This is a genomic window from Sphingomonas faeni, from assembly GCF_003053745.1.
In the GTDB taxonomy this organism is placed as follows: Bacteria; Pseudomonadota; Alphaproteobacteria; order Sphingomonadales; family Sphingomonadaceae; genus Sphingomonas; species Sphingomonas faeni.
In genome coordinates this window covers 1-20325 of sequence record NZ_QAYE01000022.1, presented here as the reverse complement: position 1 = coordinate 20325, position 20325 = coordinate 1, and the positions used below count along the sequence as shown (strand labels likewise).

Here is a 20325-nt window from a genome sequence, read left to right as displayed (position 1 = left end):
TGGGGTGACGCGAGCGATCTCGGCGGTGCGGCGGTGTTCCTGTCGTCGGCGGCAGCCAACTACGTCCAGGGCCACATCCTTGCCGTCGATGGCGGTTGGCTCGCACGGTGATCCTCACGTCATCGTCGAGAATTGCGAGACGTTAGGGTTCCGTCTCCTCCCGGGCCTTTGCCGAAAACCATAAAATTTAGCGTAAAATCGCTCATACCAACTGCGCCGTGAGCTAAGGCATCTGCGTAACTTTGGTTGGGTCGATGAGCATCGCCAGGAACCTGTCGAAATCGGCTTCTCTGGCTGGCGCTGTCACGATCACGCGATGCGTCTGTCTACCGCCGGAACGGGTGTCTTTGGGCGTTGCTGAAGCGGCGTAACGAATGCGATCGTCTTCGCGAAGATCTGATGACCGGCGCTTTCGCAGACCGCCTCGCATACGTGTGTAGCGCAATGGCTCCAGACGACGAGCGAGGGCGGGTACCGTGTAATTGCCTATGAACTACATAGGCCAGTCACAGCTAAGCCGTGGTTTTCCGGAACATTGTCCGAACCACCACGGCTTATATTCACGTCACGTAAGCTTAGGTCGCCTGGTTGGACGACACCGGCTTGGCCGTGACGTCGAACCGGTCGGCGTTCATGACCTTGACCCACGCCTTGACGAAGTCGCGAACGAACTTCTGCTCGTGACCGTTCTCGGCATAGACTTCAGCCGTCGCGCGCAGCTGCGAGTTCGAGCCGAAGATCAGATCGGTGCGGGTCGCCTGCCACTTCTTCTCGCGACCACCACGATCGTAGCCAATGAACTTCTCGTCGCTCGACGTGTCGACCAGATCCCAGAACGTGTCGTTGTCGAGCAGGTTGACGAAGAAGTCGTTCGTCAGCTGACCCTTACGCTCGGTGAGGACGCCCTCGGGCGCATCGCCGAAGTTCGCACCAAGTACGCGCAGGCCACCGACCAGCACGGTCATCTCCGGCGCGGACAGGCCGAGCAGCGAAGCCTTGTCGAGCAGCAGCTCTTCGGTCTTCACCGGGTGACGCGTCTTCAGGTAGTTGCGGAAGCCGTCAGCCTGCGGCTCCATCCACACGAAGCTCTCGACATCGGTCCACTCCTGCGTGGCGTCACCGCGTCCGCCGAGGAACGGCACCGATACGTCGTGACCGGCATCGCGCGCCGCCTTCTCGACCGCTGCCGAACCGGCCAGCACGATCGCATCGGCGAGCGACATGTCGCCGCGCAGCTCGTTGAGCTTGGCCAGAACCTTGCTCAGCTGCTCGGGCTCGTTGACCGGCCAGTCCTTCTGCGGTGCGAGCGCGATGCGCGCACCGTTCGCACCACCGCGGTGGTCCGACCGGCGATAGCTCGATGCCGACGCCCAGGCGGTCTTGACCAGCTGGCCGATCGTCAGACCGCTCGACAGCACGGCGTCCTTGAACGCAGCGGCGTCGGCGTCCGACGGCGCGGTGCCCTCGGGAACCGGATCCTGCCAGATCAGCGTCTCTTCCGGCACCTCAGGTCCGAGGTAACGAACCCGCGGACCCATGTCGCGGTGCGTCAGCTTGAACCAGGCGCGTGCGAACGCGTCGTCGAGTGCCGACTGATCGTCACGGAAGCGCAGCGCGATCTCGCGGAACTCGGGGTCCATCTTCAGCGCCATGTCGGCAGTGGTCATCATCGTCGGCACGCGCTTGTTGGGATCGCGTGCGTCGGGGGCCATGTCCTCCGGTGCCGGGTTGACCGGCTGCCACTGCTTTGCGCCGGCCGGGCTCTCGGTCAGCTCATAGTCGTACTTGAACAGCAGGCGCAGGTAATCGCCGGTCCACTTGGTCGGGTTGTTCGACCATGCGCCCTCGACGCCCGAGGTCGTGATATGGCCCTGACCGATCTCCTCGCTGTCGGTCAGCCAGCCAAGGCCCTGCATGTGCACGGACTCGGAAGACGGCGCCTTGAAGTGCGGGGCTGGCTTGGCGCCGTGTGCCTTGCCGAACGCGTGGCCGCCGGCGGTCAGCGCAACGGTTTCCTCGGAGTTCATCGCCATCCGCTGGAAGGTCGCCTTCATGTCGCGCGCAGACAGGAGCGGGTTCGGATCACCGCCCGGGCCTTCCGGATTGACGTAGATGAGGCCCATCTGGATCGCGGCGAGCGGCCCTTCGAGCTCGGGCAAGTCCTCACTGATGCGCGTCTGCGCGCCCTCGTTGACCCACAGCTCTTCAGCACCCCAGAACGTGTCGCCCTCGGAGGCGAAGACGTCCTTGCGGCCGCCGGCGAAGCCGAAGATCGGTCCGCCCATGCTCTCGATCGCAACGTTGCCGGCGAGGATGAACAGGTCTGCCCAGCTGATGTTCTTGCCGTACTTCTGCTTGAGCGGCCACAACAGGCGGCGTGCCTTGTCGAGGTTGCCGTTGTCCGGCCACGAGTTGAGCGGCTCGAAGCGCTGCTGGCCCGACGACGACCCGCCGCGACCATCGGTCACGCGGTAGGTGCCGGCCGCGTGCCATGCCATGCGGATCATGAACGGGCCGTAGTGACCATAATCGGCCGGCCACCAAGACTTGCTGTCGGTCATCAGCGCGGTCAGGTCCGCCTTCAATGCGGCATAATCGAGCTGCTGGAACGACTCGGCATAATCGAATTCTTCGCCCATCGGGTCGGGGGAGACGCCGTGCTGGTGCAGCATGTCGATCGGCAGCGCATCGGGCCACCAATCCTTGTTCGTACGACCGAGCAGCGAGCGGGCCTTGACCTCGCCGCCGCCGTTGGGGCCCATGGGGCAACCGCTGCTCTTGGGCTGTTCGTAATCGGCCATGTCGGCGTCCTCTCTCAATCAGTGTTACCTGCGTGATCGGAAGATGCAGGATATGACCGACATTTGTCCAATCGATTATTCGGATACGATTGATGACAGCAGTCGATCACTAACGCTGGCCGAGTGTCGCGTTGCGGGGGCAGGGCAGCCGTGTGTCTGCCACGGGCTTCGAAACGCTAACCCCCTAGAAAGTAGGAAGATTGCGTTGTCCCGGTTGGTCGCTGCGCTTAGACGCGTTGGCTGGCTTATCTGACCCCGGGGGAAATATGGCAACCAAGGCCGCGAGGGGCATCGTCGAGCGCATGTTCGCGCGCAAATCCATTGCGCAGGTACAACGCGAAACCGCGGCGAGCGAGCTGAAGCGTACGCTGGGCAAATGGAACCTGCTGATGCTGGGCATCGGCTGCATCATCGGCGCGGGCATCTTCGTGCGCACCGGCTCGGCGGCCGCGCTGCATGCAGGACCGGCGGTGCTGCTGTCGTTCGTCGTGGCGGGTATCGTCTGCGCGTTTGCCGGGCTGTGCTATGCCGAGCTGTCGTCGACGTTGCCGGTGTCCGGATCGGCCTACACCTATGGCTACACCACGCTCGGCGAGTTCGTCGCGTGGATGATGGGTGCACTGCTGATGCTCGAATACGGGCTGGCGGCGTCGGTGGTGGCAGTCGGCTGGTCGGGTTATATGGTAAGCCTGCTGGGCGATTTCGGCGTGCACATTCCGCCGCAGTTCACCGGACCGGCCGGGTACCCGTTGATGCGGGGCGGCGTTCCGGTGCTCGTCGACGGAAAGCCGGTGACGACGATCTTCAACCTGCCGGCGTTCCTGATCTGCCTAGCTCTCGCCGCGCTGCTGGTGCGGGGCGTAGCGGAATCAGCCAAGGTCAACACGATCATCGTCGCGATCAAGGTCGGCGTGCTGGTCGCCTTCATCGCGGTCGGCGGCGCGATCGTGCTGTCGCACTTCAACGAATTGGTCGCGCGCAACTGGACGCCGTTCATCCCGGCCAGCCAGGGCGACGGCAAGTTCGGCGTCGACGGCATCATGCGCGCCGCCTCGATAGTGTTCTTCGCCTATGTCGGTTTCGAGGCGATCTCGACGGCGGGGCAGGAAGCGAAGGATCCCAAGAAGGACATGCCGTTCGGGATCATCGGGGCGCTGGTCGTCTGCACGCTGATCTACATGCTCGTCGCCGCGATCATGACGCTGCTGGTGCCCTATACCGCGCTCAACGTGCCCGATCCGGTTGCCGTGGTGGTCGACAGTTTCGGTCCGACCTGGAGCTGGCTCGCCAAGCTCATCAAGATCGGGGCGATCATCGGCCTGACGTCGGTGGTGCTGGTGCTGATGTACGGCCAGACCCGGATCTTCTACACGATGGCGCGCGACGGCCTGTTGCCGCGGGTGTTCGCGACCGTGCACCCGACGTTCAAGACGCCCTATGTCAACACGGTGCTGGTCGGCGTCATCACCGCGGTGGCGGCGGGGTTCTTCGACATCAACGTGCTCGGCGACATGACTTCGGTCGGGACGCTGTCGGCGTTCTCGATCGTCTGCCTGTCGGTCATCTATCTGCGTCGCGCCGCGCCAGATTTGCCGCGTGGCTTCACCGTACCGCTGTATCCGGTTGTGCCCCTGCTGGGCATCGCGTCGTGCGTCTACCTGATCACGACGGTGCCGATGAAGGTGCTGATGTTCTTCCTCTGGTATCTGGCGGGCGGGGTGGTGCTGTATTTCGCCTACGGCATCCACCACTCGAACCTGCAGCGTGGAGAGCCGCAGGACGATGCACCCGACATGGGCGAGTATGTCGCACCGGTCGGGGAGCAGCCCTGAGCGAGAGCAGACTGGCAAAGGCCCAGCGTGCATGCCCGCGATAGCGGGTCATCTGCAGCATGGGGGTGATCGCCCACGGCCGCTCGGCGTTCGCAGGCCATCGGCTTTCGACGGCCCGATTGGTTCGGGTTTGACGAGTTCGCTCTCGTCTATCTCGTCACACCTTGCTCGTCGCGATCGGACTCGATCCGCCCGACGAGTTTGTTGACCTCATCGGTCCTGATCCTGGCAAAGAAGGTTCACGCTGAGCCTTCACCGAAGCCGGATCGTTGTTCCGGAATAGGGTGGCGATTGCAAACGGCATGGACCACCGCTTTCCCAAAACCAACACGTGCCGCCGCTAGAGATCCGGACCGTAACGATGCCAATCCGGGCTTGCGCGTCGGCAGGCAACGGCGGCTTGAGCACATCGCTTTCATGCGCGACTGCCTCGGTCTTCGCCGACGCAACAAGCGATGCCGCCGGCCGGTTTTCGGACGATAGCGGTGCGCGAACATCGGGATCGGGCGTATCGGGGGCATGCCTCCGCTTGGGGGCACCCGATTGAGAGCAGCTTGCGGCGCTACACTATTCCCCAATGTCTGCAGGCGCCTCTTCGCGCCGTGCCAGCAAAGGTCTAGATGTCGCGCCGTTCGTTGGAGATCGCGTCATGCCGCTGTCAGATTCCGCCCGTGCCGCCATCATCAAGGTGCCGGCGGTCACGCTCGGCTTCTGGATCATCAAGATCCTCGCGACCACGCTGGGCGAGACCGCCGGTGATACCGTCAGCATGTCGATGAACCTCGGCTATCTGGTCGGCAGCGCGATCTTCCTCGGTGCGCTGGTCATCCTGGTCGCCTTGCAGATCGCTGCGACGCGCTATCGGCCGTTCCTCTATTGGGCGACGATCATCGCCTCGACCACCGCGGGCACGACGATGGCGGACTTCGCCACCCGCTCGCTAGGGATCGGCTATGCCGGTGGGTCGGCGCTGCTGTTGACGCTCGTCCTGATGGCGCTGTTCGCCTGGTATCGCACGCTCGGCTCGATCGCGGTCGAGACGGTGCACGAACCGCGCGCGGAACTGTTCTACTGGATCACGATTACCGTCTCGCAGACGCTCGGCACCGCGCTCGGCGATTGGTTCGCGGACACCGGCGGGCTCGGCTACATAGGCGCGGCAGCCATCTTCGCGGCCGGCCTTGCCCTGCTGGTGCTGCTGTACGCCAAGACAAGCGTCAGCCGGGTCACCCTGTTCTGGACGGCCTTCATCCTGACTCGCCCGCTAGGTGCCGCGGTGGGAGATTTCCTCGACAAGCCGGTCGATCATGGTGGGTTGGCCTTCAGCCGTCCGCTGGCATCGGTCGTTCTCGGGGTTGCCATCGTGCTTATGATCGCCCTCGCCAGGGACAGGGACCGTTCGGCTGCCGTGACTGTGGGACCTGCCTAGTAGATATCGCGACAATATCGGCCCTGTTCGGCCATGTCCTCAAGTCGCGCATCGCCCAGGATGGCGCGCAACGCCGCATCGACGGCGCTCGCCATGCCGGCAAGGCTGCCGCATACATAGATGGCCGCGCCACGTTCCGCCCATTCGAGCATCTCGTCGGCAGCGACGGCGACGAGATGCTGGACGTAGCGGCTACACTCCGCGTCGCGCGAGAACGCGCGGTCGATCCTGGTCAGTGGCCCGTCGGTGAAAAGCGTTTCCAGTTCTGCGGCGAAAGGGCGGTCGTGAGCACCCGACCGCTCGCCGTACAGCAGCCATGCCGGGGCGCCGCCGGCGGCCGCCCGTGCACGCAGATGCGCCATCAAGCCGGCAAGTCCGGTGCCGTTTCCGATCAGGACGATGGGCATCGTCGGGTCCGCGGGCGCGAACCCCGGATTGTCGCGGATCCGCAATAGTACGGCCCCCCCGATTGGCGCGACCTTCGTCAACCACCCAGAGCCGATGCCGAGCCCCCCATCCGGAGCCGGACACGCGCGGACCAGCAGTTCGACCGCGCCGGAGGCTGCGATCGAAGCGATCGAATAGTCGCGGTGCGCGAGGGCTTGTAGCGGGGCGGGGCGGTCGCCTTCGTCGTCAGGCAGTATCTTGTCCAGCAGCGTCTCACGTAACGCGGGGTCGTCGCACCGACCGACGCGGGCGAGCCAGCGATCGACGCGTGCCGGGTCGTGGCGTGGCAGAACCTCGGCGATCGCACCTGGTGCCCAAGTTGTCGGGGTGTCGGGTGTCAGCACGACCCGGTAGACCGCGCCGCCTGGGCTGCCCGGATTGACGTGCTCGCGCGATACGAGCGTCCACGGCGTATAGTCCGCGCGTTGCCAGTCGGGCTGGATCGCCGCGCCGGCGATCGCGGACAGCTGTTGCTGCCAATGCCGTTCGGCGTCGATGTCCGCGCCATCGAGATCGACGCGGTCGAACAGTCGTCGACCACCGCTTGCATGAAGCCACGCGTCGACACGGTGTCCGAATGCGCAGAAATCCGGATATTCGCGGTCGCCAAGTGCCAGCACCGCATAGTCGAGCGTACCGAGATCGATCGGGGCGGCCATCGTCGTTGCTTCGAACTTGCGGGCGCGATCGGGGGCGTCGCCTTCGCCGCAGGTCGCGACCACGAACAGCGCGCGGCGGGCGGCGCGCAGGCTGTCCTGGTCCAGCGTCGCCAGCGTACGGACGGTCGCGCCGGGAAAGGCAGCGGCGCTCAACCGGGCGATGCGTTCGGCATTGCCGGTCTGCGAGGCGTGGACAACCAGCATGTCGCTGCCGAGCGTACCGGTCGACGGAATGGTCGCGGCCGACACCGCCGCAAGCGCCCGCTTCGACCGTCGCCTCGCGAAATACAGCAGCAGTCCGGTGATCGTGAACAGCGGCATGGTCAGGCTGCTCACGAACAGCAGGATGCGGCCGGCGAGGCCGAAGAAGGCGCCGGTATGCAGCGCGTAGAAATTCGCCGCGATCGTCGCGCCCGATCCGCGCTTGGCGTAGCGCTCGACTTTCACGAGCGCTCCGGTGGCCGCATCGAATCGCAGCTCGTCGGTCATCCGATCGAACCGCGCCCCGCGGGGCAGCATGCGCATGACGACGGGCTTGTCGCCGGTCGGAACCGTGATCGCGACGCGGTCGAAGCGGGGACCTTCGATGGCCTCGAACCGCGCCCATGCCGGTGCCAGTGCCCGCGGGGTGCCGGTGGGGTCGCCGCGTCGGCCGTCGTCCTTGCCGATCTTGCCGATCTTGCCGGTCAGCACGTAGGTCGCGCCACGCTTGTACCAGTCATACGACCAGGTCAGCCCGGTCAGCGCGCTGAGCAGGTAGAAGACCATCAGCCAGCCGCCGATCACCGCATGCAGCGTGCGATACAGGTTGCGCCCGGTCTTGCGCAGGTCGAGCACAAACCAGGATCGCCAGTCGAGCGCGCGTCGGGGCCAGCGCAGATACAGCCCCGACAGTGCGAAGAAGATCAGCGACAGCGCGGCAAATCCGGTAATCTGCCGGCCGATCCCGTTAGGTCCGCCGGGCAGCGCGAGCCAGCGATGCAGGTCCATGACCGTGCGGAAGAACGCCTCGCCCGTTGCCGATCCGAGCAGGATGCCGGTGCGCGGATCGACGAACATGTGGGTGCCGCGGCGAACCCCCTTCGGCGGCGCGAAGGTCACCTCGGCCGCCAGCATCGGATCGCGTTCGATCACGATCTGCGTCACGCGTGCGCCGTCACGCTGGTGCGAGGCGGCCGCGATGATCCGATCGGGTGCGAGGCGGGGCAGGGGCGAGGGCGCCAGCGTGACCACGCCGGGGCTGAGCGCCGCCATGATCTCGTCCTCGAAGCTCATCATCGCGCCGGTGACGCCCATCAACGCCAGCATCAGGCCGGCGGTGATGCCGAGGAACCAGTGGATCTGGAACAGGACGCGCCGAGTCATTTCCCGGCGATCACCCAGCTGATTGCCGCGTCGAACAGGCGGACGCCCGCCGGCGACAAATTGGTAAAGCCGTCATTGTTCAGGAACAGCATGACGCGGCGGGCGGGCGCCAGCGTCTCGTAGTCCATCGTCGCGCCGGCCTCATACCCGAACACCGCGGCCTTTTCGGGCTGGCCATAGATCGTCGCGATCGTCGTCGCGCCGAGGCCCGGCTTTCCCCAACTCATCGGCGCCTGCCTGACATAGACGTTGGCGATCCCTGCGGGCAGTCCCGCCGCCATCGTCTGTGGCGCATTGACGATCCACACGAAGCGTTCCTTCTCCGCCTCGCCGAAGTCCACGTCGTGACGCTTGCCGGTCATCGCGAGGTCGTCGAGCAGGTCGTTCTCCCAGGTGACCAGCGGCACCGCGAGGGCACGCCAGCCGGGCTTCACGTCCTTGCCCGACACGCTCGACGAAATGACGACCAGATCGATGTCGCGTGCCGAGGCGGGATCGGCGCCCTGATCGACGAGGCGTACCGTAAAGCCCAGCGCGACGAGATGATCGCGCACCTTGAGGTCGGTGGCGGCGGACGGTCCACCCTGCTGCATCACCAGCACCGCCGTCGACGTCTTCGCCGCAACCGGCGACGTCATGGCGATCGCGAGAAGCACGAGCCACCGCTTCACAGGCGGAAGCTCATCGTGCCGATCGCCCGCCGCGGATCGCCGATCGCCACGCCGTAGACGTTCACCGCGGACGTGTAATAGGTCTTGTCGAACACGTTCTTGAGATTGAACTGGAACGTGACGGCGTTCCCCGCGAGCACCGTGTCGTAGGTAACGAACGCGTCCGCGACGGTGTACTCGCGCAGGCGGAAGCTGCTGGCGTTATCGCCCGGCCGCCGCGCGACGTAGCGCGCACCGGCGCCAAGCCGCAGGCTGTCGTTGCCCGCTATCCGCCCGACTTCATACGCAGCCGACAGCGACGCGGTATGCGGTGCAACGTTGGCGAGTTCCTTGCCCGCGAACACCGGGTCCTCGGTGGTGCGGGCGTGCGTGTAGGCATAGCTGCCGATCAGGCTCAGCGCCTTGGTGATCCGTCCGGCGACATCGAGCTCGACGCCGCGCGAGATCGCCCGGCCCGCTGTCCGGTATTCGGTGAGGCCGGTCGTTGTATTGAACTGCGATACGAGCACGTTGCGCTTGTCGATGTCGTACAGCGCGAGCGTCGCGGTGATCCGGTCGGGCACGTCGAGCTTTGCGCCGACCTCGAACGACCGCCCACGCTCTGGAGCGAAACCGGATCCGATCGTCACGCCACTGGCAAGCGGAGCGATCGTCGAGGTCGGCTTCAGCGATCGGGTATAGCTCGCATACAGCGAGAAGACGTCCGCCGCCTTCCAGACGAGCCCGGCCTGGGGGACGAACTCCCAGTCGTTGAGATCGGTGTTGGCGACGAACGGGCGTCCGCGTCCGGCGCGCTGGTCGAAGCCGACCAGCCGTCCGCCGGCACTGACGATCCAGCGGTCGCCGAGATGGATGGAGTCCTGCGCGAACAGCGAGTAATTGTAGAGGCGGTCGGTCTGGTCGCTGTCGCTTGCCGACACCGTCGTGGGGAACGCTTCCAACCCGTAGACCGGGTTTGCGTAGCTGAACGTCGATCGGACGGCCTGTCGGATTAGGTCGCGGCGGTAATAGCGGCGATATTCGCCTTCGATCCCGACGATCACCTTGTGATCGAGACCGAGCAGGCCGAACTTGCCATCGACATAGGCTTGCGCATAGGCATCGGTGCTGAGCGATCCGAGCGTGGCATCGTTGCTGCGCGTGAGCGTCCCCCGCGCGACGTTGACGCCCGATACGCGGAGCTGGCCCGCATCGTAGGCCTCGCTGTTGAAGCTGGACGCCAGATGCGCGGCCCAGCCGCCGCCAAGCTGATGGTCGACGGCAAGCTGCACGAGGTGGCTCGACCCCGCCATGCGATTGTTGACGTCGTCGAGCCGCTGGCGGCGTGGGACCGCGAGTGGCGTCAGCGTACGGGGGTCGAGTGCCGTACCGCGGTCGAACGAATAGTCGAACTTGCGATATTCATACCATAAGACGGCCTGCGTGCGCATCCCGTACCAGGCGAGCGACGGTGCGATCAGCGTGTCGCGGCGCTCGCCGAAATTGCGCCAGTAATCCTCGTCTTGATGATCGACGACCAGACGCGCGGCGAAATTGCCGCCGAGCGATCCCGTCAGGTCGGCCATGCCTTCCAGCCCTGACCGGCCGGCTGCGTAGCTCGATCCGGTCAGCGCGACATTCAGATGTGTTTCGAGCAGCGGCTTCTTGCTGACGATGTTGATGACCCCGCCCGGATCCATGATGCCGTAAAGGAGCGAGGAGGGGCCCTTTAGCACCTCAACGCTCTGCGTGGCGGCATTGAACGCGCGGCCCTGCACCACGGGCGTCCCGTTGTGCATGACCGAACCGTCGCGGTTGCCGCCAAAGCCGCGCTTGAGCACCGTGTCCTGTGTGCCGGCCAGTGTGTTGCCCTGCGTGATCCCGCTGACGTTGGTCAGCACGTCGTCGAGATAGCGAGGACGCTGATCGCGGATGACCTGCGCGGGTACGACATTGACCGCCTGCGGCGTATCGAGCGGCGATGCCGCAGACCGCAACGTCGATGCGTCGGGCGTCGGCTTGTAGCGATCATCGGCAGCCTTCGGGGTGGGCGATGCCCGCGCAGTAACGACGATCTCCTGATCAGGCTCGCCAGCCGACGACATCGTCTCCGCAGTCGCGGCCCACGGAGTGGAGAGCGCCGTCATGGCGAGTAGGCAGCATGAACTATAACGCACGACATTCCCCCGAGAAGCTCGCGGCGCTTACGAGTTGTGAGAAAGGTTCGCAATAGCAACAGCGAGGAGGCGGTCGCGTGTCAAACCGCTGGCCATTGCTCGCGCGTCAACCGATGTCCGCTTCCGGGCGGCCGTTTACGTCATGCAGGCGACGGCTTCTGGTCCGGTTGGAAGCTGAGTGCGGCGCGCGTTGGTCGCGTTTCTCTCCGAAACTGTTTGCGGTAGATGCTGGGCGACACCCCGACATGACTGGTGAAGTAAAGCCTCAGGTTCGTGGCGGTGCCGATCCCTGCGGCATCCGCGATCCGATCCATGGACAGACTGGTCGTTTCGAGCAGATCGCGGGCAATCATCAGCCGCTGCTGCGTCAGCCATGTGCCCGGGCTCGTTCCAGTCGCATCTCGGAACCTCCGTACGAAGGTGCGCGTGCTCATTGCCGCGCTGTTGGCCATCTCGGCGACCGTCCAGGCGTGCGCCGGCGCTTCTCGCACGCGATAGAGCAGGCCGGACAGCCGGCAAGGGCGCCGGCGACACCCGACAGGGAGTGGCTTCGATGGAACACGTCATCGTCATCGCTGGCGTCGTCTGGCTGGCAGCTATCAGCCCAGGCGCCGTTTTCGCGATGATCTCCCGCCTGAGTGCCGTGCAGGGCAGGCGTTTAGGACTCATCGCGGCTGCCGGCATCGCGATGGCGTTCGCTCAGTCCAGGTCGATCGTTGATGATGCTGCGGTCGCGCTGGGCAATGCTCGGGCCTTCGTCACCCGGCTGCTGACCGACGTGCTCGATCCTAAAACGTCGATGTTCGTCGTTAGCCTATATGCGCAGACGATGGGCGGTGCGGCGCCTATCTCCGTTCAGCTTGCCTAAGGCGCCTTCATCTCGCTGTCGCACCTACTGTGGTTCGGGGCGGTCGCTCTCGTCCTGTCACGACGAGAGATCCGTGCCCGCATGCTGGCGAACCAGCGGGTCGTCAACGGCGTTATCGGCGGCATTCTGATCGTGCTTGGCATTGCCCTGGCTTTGTCCGGTCCCATTGAAGCGGACCAATTGGCGACAGGACGGAGACCCATGGTGGCGGACGCTGGCGGGGAGCGGGGGCGTATACCGGTCATCGTGCCGAAGCGGATCGGCGGAAGTCGTAACTGGATTCACCTTGCCGAGCCGGCCAGACGCGCGCGGGCCGCGACGCAAGATGCGGGAGAAATTATGGCGCTTGAGCTACGCCCGAACTGTGAGTTCTGCGATCGCGATCTGCCGCCCGAGGCGACGAACGCGCGTATTTGCACCTATGAATGTACGTTCTGTACGACGTGCGTCGAGACAGAGTTGCTCAACGTCTGCCCGAATTGCGGAGGAGGGTTTGTGCCGCGTCCTATCCGCCCTGCGACAGAATGGCGGCCGGGACTCTCCGTGGCGAAGAGGCCACCGTCGATACACCGTCGACACCTGAGGTTCGAGCCAACTGACATCAGCGATTTGTCAGCCCGAGTGCAAGACATACCGCCTGAGCAGCGATAAACCGCCGGCATTTTGGCGCCAAGCTCACCATCCCGGCTCGTCCCAAAACTCAATCATTCACAACAGTTTGATTTTTGCGGGCCCCCGAGACCCTCTTCATCAACGTGCGTCTGAAGTTGGGAGGGGGACAGGAAGCTGAACGGCCGTGAGTGCTTCTACCGGGTGACCACGTCCGGCTTCATAACGGCAAGCTTGCCGAGGAAGGCGTTTTGAGCTGGAAACGACACACCCTCGCGACGCATGGCGGCCTGGAGGTTTTCGACCAGCGCGTTCATGTCCTTGGCCTGGATGCCGAGGTTCTTGTGCGCGGTCGCCATGTCGCGACCGGTGTAACGGCAACCGCCGTTCAACAGGACGCAGAACTGCTCCCTCAGCGTGCGGCGCAGGCGGATCATGTCCTGCCCCTTGAAGATGTCGCCGATCCGCGCATCGGCCTGGCTCGTCGTCACCAAATCGTCGACGATCCGGTCGATGCCGGCCACCCCGTTAAACGCCTCGAGCATGGCAACGCCTTTGAACGGGCGGCCTCCGGCATTGGCATCGCTCATTGCATAGGGCGCGACCGGATCCTCGCCGGGCGGCGTGGGCGCGGTCTGGAGGAGGGCGAGCAGGGCTAGCACGAGCATCGGAAACGTCTCCTAGAAGGCGGTCTGGAGCGACAGGAAGCCGCCGCGTTGGCGCTCGGCCGTCGCGATCGAACCGAGATCGACATAGGCCGCGGTCGCAGTCAGGTTTTTGCTGATCGCATAAGCGGCATAGGCGGTCTTCCAGTCATTCTCCCTGGCGAACCGGAGATTGTCGGGTTTCGACCGGTATTCTGCTCCGACGACCAACTGGCGCGCGATCTGATAGCCCAGCGTGCCCTCGACCTGGACGGTGCGATTTCCGCCACGATCATCCCCGAACCCAAGCAGGCCGTTCTGGTTGGCCTTGGTGTAGCGGATCGTGGTGCCGAGCAGGATGCTCTGTCGCAGCAGCAGCTTCGTGGCAGCCACATAGATGTCGGTACCACTGGCGTTGCGTCCACCGACCGCAGCGACGACCTGCGGATCGAGATTATGCTTGTACTGCGCGCCGATCGCGATCTGCGGCAGGTAGGGGCTGCCATAGACGGCATCACCGACGACGCGCAGCTTGGCACCGAATACGTCCTGGTTGAGCGTATAGCCGCGGCCGATACCCAGCTTTGCCCCAACGTCGCGCGTGTCGAGATTCTGTCGAGCGTAACTCAGTTCCAGCCGGTCGTGGATGCCGATCGCTGCGCCGTGGCTTTCCCACCGATAGTCCGGCAGCAGGATGACCGAGACATGCGCGGACCCGCCGATCCCGTCGACGGTCTCGTTACCGGCGATCAGCGCCCATGTGGAGATGCCGCCGCCCGAACTTCCCTCGATCGTGGTGACGCCGTTCGTCAGCATGAGCTTACCGCCGGCACGACCCTCGTGCGCGGCGGCAGGGGATGCTGTCACGACGGTGATAGCCACTACGAGCTTGGCGATACATCCAGCGACGGTCGATGGCGACATGCGAATCATCCGGTATCTCATGGAGACTATTGGTTAATTGTTGGTCTCCCCCGCCGGGTTATCGATGTGGAGCCGCGGCGAAAAAGACATGACCGGACGTCAGTGGCGTTTACGGCTTCGCAATCTTCGGACCGTTAGAGGCCAAGCTATGTACGCATTCGTTTTCCGCCTGACCTCGATGATCGTCGCGCTCGCACTGCCGATGGCGGCGCATGCCGCCACGGTGGCGATCGACGTCCGTGGCTTCGACGGCAAGCCGCTGCCGGGCGCGGTGGTCACGATCGAGACGCCCAAGGCGCCGGCGGTGACGGTGCGTGGGCCGTACATGATCGAACAGCGCGACATCGCGTTTCAGCCGCATGTGCTGATCGTCCCCGTCGGCGCGACGGTCGGCTTTCCCAATCGCGACCGGGTGCGTCACCACGTCTATTCGTTTTCGAAGACCAAGAAGTTCGATCTGAAACTCTACGGGCAGGAGGATGCGCGAACCGTCCTGTTCGACCGTCCGGGTGTGGTCCCGCTCGGCTGCAACATCCATGACTCGATGAGCGGATTCGTGTTCGTGACTGCCACCCCGTTTGCCGCGCTGACCGACCAGGCGGGGCACGTCAGCATCACCGGCGTTCCCGCGGGGACAGGCACGGTTCGTGTCTGGCACCCATCTATTCGCGCGCCGGGCAGCACCGCGTCCCAGCCGATCGACGTCGCCGCCACTGGGTTTGCCACGACTTTCGTGCTGCACCGGTGATGAGTCTGCGCTGGCCGCGGTTCCGCCATCTCCGGACTAAGCTGTCGGTGCTGTACGCAAGCCTGTTCGCGGTGACGCTGGTGCTGCTTGCCGTCGTCGCGCAGGTGATGATCTGGACGCACGCGCGCGATTCCGTGCGGCAGGAACTCGTTACCAGCGGCAGCGTCTACGACCGGCTCTGGTCGCTCAGGTCTCAGTCGCTGATCGCCTCGGCCGATTTGTTGTCGCGAGATTTCGGATTCCGCGCGGCGGTCGCTAGCGGCGATCGGCCGACGATCGCGTCCGCGCTCGCCAATATCAGCAACCGGGCAGAGGTTACCGCCGCGTTCGTGGTCGATCAGGACGGCCAGGTCACCGGTCCCTCAGGCGCTCTGGCTGCGACGGTCGCGCGGTTCCCCTTCGCGGTTCCGGGCGGTCGGCGCGACGCGGTCGTGGTGGTGGCGGGGCAGGTGTACCGACTCATCATGTCACCAGTGATGGCACCTATGCAGGTCGGCTGGGTGGTCTTCGCGGTGCGGCTCGACAGCATGGAGATGCAGGGGCTCGAACGGCTTTCTGCGATCCCGCTGATCGCGACGATCATGCGCAGCGACGGCGCAGGGCGCTGGCACGCGGCAGACAGGTCGGTTGGATCGAACGCCGCGGTCGACGATCTGGTCGAGGCATCGCGGTCATCTCGGACACTCGCCACGCTCAATTTGTCGACCGGTCGCGCGTTCGCGATCGCCAAGCCGCTTGCCGGCCTGACAAATCGACCGCAGGCGGCGATCCTGATCCGCTATCCCCTCAACGCCGCACTGACCCCGTATCTGCCATTGCAGGCGGGTATCGCGCTGGCCGGGCTGGCCGGGCTGATCCTCGTCGTGCTGGGCAGCCGGCGACTGGCTATGGGGATCGCCGGACCGATCGCGGCGCTGGACGCCGCGGCGCGAGCGTTGGAGGAGGGGAGTCGCGCGCATATCGTCGTGAAGGGGCGCGACGAGATCAGCAGGCTGGCCGCCAGCTTCGACCGGATGTCGGCCGGCATCCTCGAACGCGAGAACCGGATCACCCATCTCGCATTCCACGATGTCCTCACCGGCCTGCCGAACCGCACCTTTTTCCGCCAGTCGCTCGACCAGGCGATCCTCCAGGTCCGGCGCGCCGGCGGGGGGATCGCGGTGCTGTGTCTCGATCTCGATCGCTTCAAGGGCGTGAACGACACGCTCGGTCATCCGGTCGGCGATGCGTTGCTGAAGGCGATCGGCACGATGTTGAGCGAGGTCGCACCCGACGGGCTGGTCTCGCGGCTCGGCGGCGACGAATACGCGGTGATCCTGTCGGGCCAGTTCGATGCCGATCGCCCGCGCGTCCTGGCACAGAGCATCCTCGACATGATGCGCCAGCCGGTCGTGGCCGATGGCCACCATATCGCGACCGCGGTCAGCATCGGCATCGCGATCGGCCCAGTCGATGGCGAGGACGCCGACGAACTGCTCAAGAATGCCGACCTCGCGCTGTATCTCGCCAAGGAAGACGGTCGCGGCGTGTTCCGGTTTTTCGAACCCGCACTCGACGCCGCGGCACGCTGGCGGCGGCAGGTCGAACTCGACCTTCGCGAGGCGATCCAGGCAGGCCAGTTCGTGCTCAACTACCAGCCGGTGTTCGACCTGAAGGCGGACCGGATCGGCGGGTTCGAAGCGCTCGTGCGGTGGCATCATCCGGAGCGCGGCATCGTGCCTCCGGCCGAATTCATCCCGATTGCCGAGGATACCGGGCTGATCATCGCGATCGGCGAATGGGTGATGCAGGAGGCCTGTCGACAGGCGATGCACTGGCCCGAGCATATCCGTGTCGCGGTCAACGTGTCGCCGTTGCAGTTCCGCAACAGCGGTTTGCAGGCGATCATTCTCCAGGCGCTCGCACATAGTGGCTTGGCACCCGATCGGCTCGAGATCGAGATCACGGAATCGGTCTTCCTCGACGGCGAGGGCCCGGTCATCGCATTGCTGCACACGCTGCGCGCGATGGGCATCCGCGTCGCGCTCGACGATTTCGGCACCGGCTATTCGTCGCTCAGCTACCTGCGCAGCTTTCCGTTCGACAAGATCAAGATCGACCGCTCGTTCATCACCAGCATCGCCACCGATCCGAGCGCCGCGGCGATCGTCCGCGCGATCGTCGATCTCGCGGCCGCGCTGGACATGGAAACGACCGCCGAGGGCGTCGAGGATACCGGGCAACTCGATCTGCTGCGCGGTGAGGGCTGCGGTAACATTCAGGGCTATCTATTCAGTCGTCCGGTTGAGAGTGGCCGCATTGCTGGGCTGCTCGAGAACAGGATCAGCCGGGCAGCATAGCGGATGGAAGAGCGCGCAACGCGCTCATCGCCGGCTGTTCCTCGGGCTTTGCCTTGGAAACCGCATCAGCACCTACCGCGCGAGCAAGGCTGCGGTAAATACGTTCACCGAGAGCCTCGCCGTTCGTGCTGCGGCCCATTCGCCGACGACCCAGTTCGGCGCCAATGCGATGCTCCTCCCGCGCGGTCTCGGTTGCCTGATACGCGAACCCAGCGGTCGACGGGTGCGAACCTGCCGACCGCTGGGCTCTGCCTGAGTATCATTCGGCAGCGATCCGGGCGGCAGTCTCGCGGTAGCCGTGGAGAGGGCGGCCCAGCAGCGTCACGAGACGCTCGCGGTCGCCATCTTCCGGGATCATGCCGTCGCTGACGTAGCGCTCGGCCATGAGACGCATCTCATAAGCCATCCATTCCGGCATGAACGTCGCCATGGTCTGTTCGAAGCCGCTGGGATCGTCGCCACCATAGGTGACAGTGCGGCCGAGAACGTCGGACCAGATCGCCGCGACGTCGACCCCGGTCAGCGTCTCGGGGCCGACCAGGTTGATCGTCTCGATCGGTAGCGTGTGCGGTGCGCGCTCACGACGGATCAACTCGATCGCCGCGACTTCGGCGATGTCGCGCGCATCGACCATCGCCACGCCCCTGCCGCCGATCGGTATCGGGTAGACGCCGTGCTGCAAGATCACGTCCTTCACCATCACCTCGTTGTCGATGAAATAGGTCGGGCGCAGGATGGTGGCGCCGAAGCCCATCGCGGCCAGCATCCGCTCGGCCCCCGATTTCACTGCAAAGTGCGGGACATTGACGGCGCGGTCGGCGTCGAACACCGACAGATAGACGACATGATGGACGCCAGCTTCGCGCGCGACGTTCAGTGTGAGGATCGCCTGCGTGAATTCGTCGCCCGTTACCGCATTGAGCAGGAACACTGTGCTGACGCCGGAGAAGGCGGCGCGCAGCGCGCCGATGTCGAGCAGGTCGCCTTGCATCACCTCGACGCCGACCGGGAACGCCGCCTTGGCTGGATCGCGTGTGAGCACGCGCACCTGCGCATCGCGCTGTATGAGTTGGTCGACGACATGGCGGCCGACGCGGCCGGTGGCTCCGATCACGAGAATGGTCATGGTGTTCGCTCCTTCGTTTTGTCTTGCTGACGATGCAAAGATGCGTGATCCACGTTCGTGCCAATAGATGCGTAATTTGGACGCATGGTCTCACTGGTGGAACGTTATGGACATGCTCGCGCTTGCCGATTTCATACTCGTCGCCCGTCATGGTGGGTTTGGAAAAGCCGCTCGTGCCGCGCGCCGGCCCAAGGCGACGCTTTCCCGACGCGTGGGGGAGTTGGAAGCCGCGCTCGACCTGCGGCTGTTCGAACGCGGACGACGTGATCTCAAGCTGACCGAAGAAGGGCGCGCGCTGTTCGAACGCGCCGGCGCGCTGCTGACCGAATTGGAGGAAACGGCCGCGGCCATTGCCTCGGGCAGCGAACGGGTACGCGGCCGCCTGCGGATCAGCGCACCGCTGCTGTTCTCGCAGACGGCGATGGGCCGGTTGGCGGCGGAGTTTGCTCGTCGCCACACCGAAATACGGCTGGAAGTGACCACCGAAGATCGTGCCGTGGACATGATCGAGGAAGGCTACGATCTGGTGATCCGCGTCGATCCCGCGGCAGACGATGCGCTGGTCGGCCGCCCGTTTCTCCACGACCGACTGGTGGTGGTGGCCGCGCCTGACATGCCGCACAGTGCAGGCGTCGTGCCCGCCGTGGTGCGCGGTGGCGATGCCGCGCAAAACTGGCGGCTTGCAGATGCGGCTGGGACGTCGACGATTGCGGTCGATCCGGTGCTGCGCCTGTCGTCGTTGATCATGATCCGCGACGCAGTGCGCGCTGGGGCAGGGGTCGCCCGGCTACCGCTGTCGCTGGTCAGTCGCGACATTGCCAGCGGGCGGCTGGCGCATTGGGCCGACATAGCGGACTCGGACATCGCCCTTTGGGCACTTTACCCGTCGCGCAGACTGCTCAATGCAAGGGTGTCCGCCTTTCTCGACTTTCTGCGGCAATCTTTCCCGCACGCCGCGCCCGAGGAACTCGCTGCCTATCTCGATGGGTGAGGCGGGAGGACATTTCGCCAACACGCAATCATCCGACAGGTTTTATAGTGTTTCGAGGGTCACTTCGACGCGGATGATCCCCGCGCGGCACCCGTCACGGCGGCGATCGGCTCGGGCACGTTGATGGCGGTGGCGCCCGGGCAGGGCATCCTTGCGCACCATAACGCCAACGGCAGCATTGATGCCTATGTCAATCTGCCGGAAGAATGGGTGACAGCGGACCAGCCAATCGCGACCGCCCGGATAGCGACTTTGTCAGCGGCTGGGTGCCATCGCTGCGTGCGCTGATTACCTGCGGCAAAAAGGCCCGGTGGTTCGCCTCATCTACGCGTTGCCGCCCTTCCTGCGCGTGCTAGTCGAACCGTGGGCGCCAAGGGTCTATGAGCCGCTTCATGTCCGCGAGCCCGACACCGGACCGCTACCCTCCCGTGTCGTCGTTATTCCATATTTGAAAAATTCGCTGTTGACGTTCTGAGTTCGCTCTCTTAGATACGTCGAACCGCAGCGGACGGCCTCACCGGCTACCGCGACGGTTGCAAAAAACCAGATGCTCCAAGCTTTCTCGGAAGAGAGGGTTATGCGAGTGTCGGTATTTTTGTCGGCTCTTTGACATTGTAGGTTAAGATGAAGGGACATGTGGGCGGCGGCTTGCGGTTTCCGGGCTCCTCAAGGGTTCGGAGTATCGTTTAAAGCTAAGTCGTTCTCATATGTCCTTC

At 64.7% G+C, this 20325-nt stretch carries 16 protein-coding genes; 8 read left to right on the top strand and 8 right to left on the bottom strand.

Features of this window, described 5'->3' with window-relative positions; translation table 11 throughout:
• A partial coding sequence (locus C8J25_RS21245; protein WP_244187240.1) for an SDR family oxidoreductase occupies window positions 1–111 on the top strand: 111 nt, incomplete at its 5' end.
• 464 nt (window positions 112–575) lie between these two features.
• Here the strand turns inward: C8J25_RS21245 and katG are convergent.
• Window positions 576–2801: a catalase/peroxidase HPI gene (katG, locus tag C8J25_RS19930; RefSeq protein WP_107956082.1), complete on the bottom strand. Its 2226-nt coding sequence runs from the start codon at window positions 2799–2801 to the stop codon at window positions 576–578.
• Between the two features lie 266 nt (window positions 2802–3067).
• Here katG and C8J25_RS19925 point away from each other — a divergent pair, with 266 nt between their 5' ends.
• The gene (locus tag C8J25_RS19925; RefSeq protein WP_107956081.1) at window positions 3068–4633 is read left to right on the top strand and encodes an amino acid permease; all 1566 of its coding nucleotides are present in this window, start codon (window positions 3068–3070) and stop codon (window positions 4631–4633) included.
• 649 nt (window positions 4634–5282) lie between these two features.
• Window positions 5283–6062, top strand: coding sequence for a COG4705 family protein (locus C8J25_RS19920; protein WP_107956080.1), 780 nt, complete (start codon window positions 5283–5285; stop codon window positions 6060–6062).
• Here the strand turns inward: C8J25_RS19920 and C8J25_RS19915 are convergent.
• The 4 genes from C8J25_RS19915 to C8J25_RS19900 all read right to left on the bottom strand — a co-directional run bounded on the left by C8J25_RS19915 (window position 6059) and on the right by C8J25_RS19900 (window position 11851).
• A complete protein-coding gene (locus C8J25_RS19915; RefSeq protein ID WP_107956079.1) occupies window positions 6059–8533 on the bottom strand; it encodes a PepSY domain-containing protein in 2475 nt (824 codons plus the stop codon). The two genes, C8J25_RS19920 and C8J25_RS19915, sit on opposite strands and share 4 nt — an antisense overlap.
• Complete coding sequence (locus C8J25_RS19910; protein ID WP_244187248.1) at window positions 8530–9204, bottom strand: hypothetical protein; 675 nt, start codon at window positions 9202–9204, stop codon at window positions 8530–8532. Before C8J25_RS19910 ends, C8J25_RS19915 begins: the two co-directional genes overlap by 4 nt.
• Complete coding sequence (locus C8J25_RS19905) at window positions 9201–11330, bottom strand: TonB-dependent siderophore receptor (RefSeq protein ID WP_244187247.1); 2130 nt, start codon at window positions 11328–11330, stop codon at window positions 9201–9203. Before C8J25_RS19905 ends, C8J25_RS19910 begins: the two co-directional genes overlap by 4 nt.
• 170 nt (window positions 11331–11500) lie before the next feature.
• A complete protein-coding gene (locus C8J25_RS19900) occupies window positions 11501–11851 on the bottom strand; it encodes a helix-turn-helix domain-containing protein (protein WP_279628773.1) in 351 nt (116 codons plus the stop codon).
• Window positions 11852–11913: 62 nt separating this feature from the next.
• On the opposite strand from C8J25_RS19900, the gene C8J25_RS19895 reads away from it, so the two are divergent.
• A complete protein-coding gene (locus tag C8J25_RS19895; protein ID WP_208622652.1) occupies window positions 11914–12228 on the top strand; it encodes a hypothetical protein in 315 nt (104 codons plus the stop codon).
• Window positions 12229–12309: 81 nt separating this feature from the next.
• Window positions 12310–12879 carry a DUF1272 domain-containing protein gene (locus C8J25_RS21350; protein ID WP_341871551.1) on the top strand — a complete coding sequence of 190 codons (570 nt, stop codon included), beginning with the start codon at window positions 12310–12312 and terminating at the stop codon, window positions 12877–12879.
• Window positions 12880–13034: 155 nt separating this feature from the next.
• Here C8J25_RS21350 and C8J25_RS19885 read toward each other — a convergent pair whose 3' ends face one another.
• Complete coding sequence (locus C8J25_RS19885) at window positions 13035–13505, bottom strand: group I truncated hemoglobin (protein ID WP_107956078.1); 471 nt, start codon at window positions 13503–13505, stop codon at window positions 13035–13037.
• A gap of 12 nt (window positions 13506–13517) precedes the next feature.
• On the bottom strand, window positions 13518–14405 hold the full coding sequence (locus tag C8J25_RS19880) for a DUF3034 family protein (protein WP_107956077.1): 888 nt from the start codon (window positions 14403–14405) through the stop codon (window positions 13518–13520).
• Window positions 14406–14553: 148 nt separating this feature from the next.
• Between C8J25_RS19880 and C8J25_RS19875 the strand changes: the two genes are divergently transcribed.
• Both C8J25_RS19875 and C8J25_RS19870 read left to right on the top strand, forming a co-directional pair.
• Window positions 14554–15153, top strand: a complete 600-nt coding sequence (locus C8J25_RS19875; protein WP_244187246.1) for a methylamine utilization protein — start codon at window positions 14554–14556, stop codon at window positions 15151–15153.
• Window positions 15153–17492 (top strand): putative bifunctional diguanylate cyclase/phosphodiesterase, encoded by a 2340-nt coding sequence (locus C8J25_RS19870; RefSeq protein ID WP_107956076.1) that lies wholly within the window; start codon window positions 15153–15155, stop codon window positions 17490–17492. Before C8J25_RS19875 ends, C8J25_RS19870 begins: the two co-directional genes overlap by 1 nt.
• A gap of 259 nt (window positions 17493–17751) precedes the next feature.
• On the opposite strand, the gene C8J25_RS19865 is transcribed toward C8J25_RS19870, so the two are convergent.
• Window positions 17752–18618: an SDR family oxidoreductase gene (locus C8J25_RS19865; RefSeq protein WP_107956075.1), complete on the bottom strand. Its 867-nt coding sequence runs from the start codon at window positions 18616–18618 to the stop codon at window positions 17752–17754.
• 112 nt (window positions 18619–18730) lie between these two features.
• On the opposite strand from C8J25_RS19865, the gene C8J25_RS19860 reads away from it, so the two are divergent.
• Window positions 18731–19609 carry a LysR substrate-binding domain-containing protein gene (locus C8J25_RS19860; RefSeq protein WP_244187245.1) on the top strand — a complete coding sequence of 293 codons (879 nt, stop codon included), beginning with the start codon at window positions 18731–18733 and terminating at the stop codon, window positions 19607–19609.
• Window positions 19610–20325 lie beyond the last annotated feature (716 nt).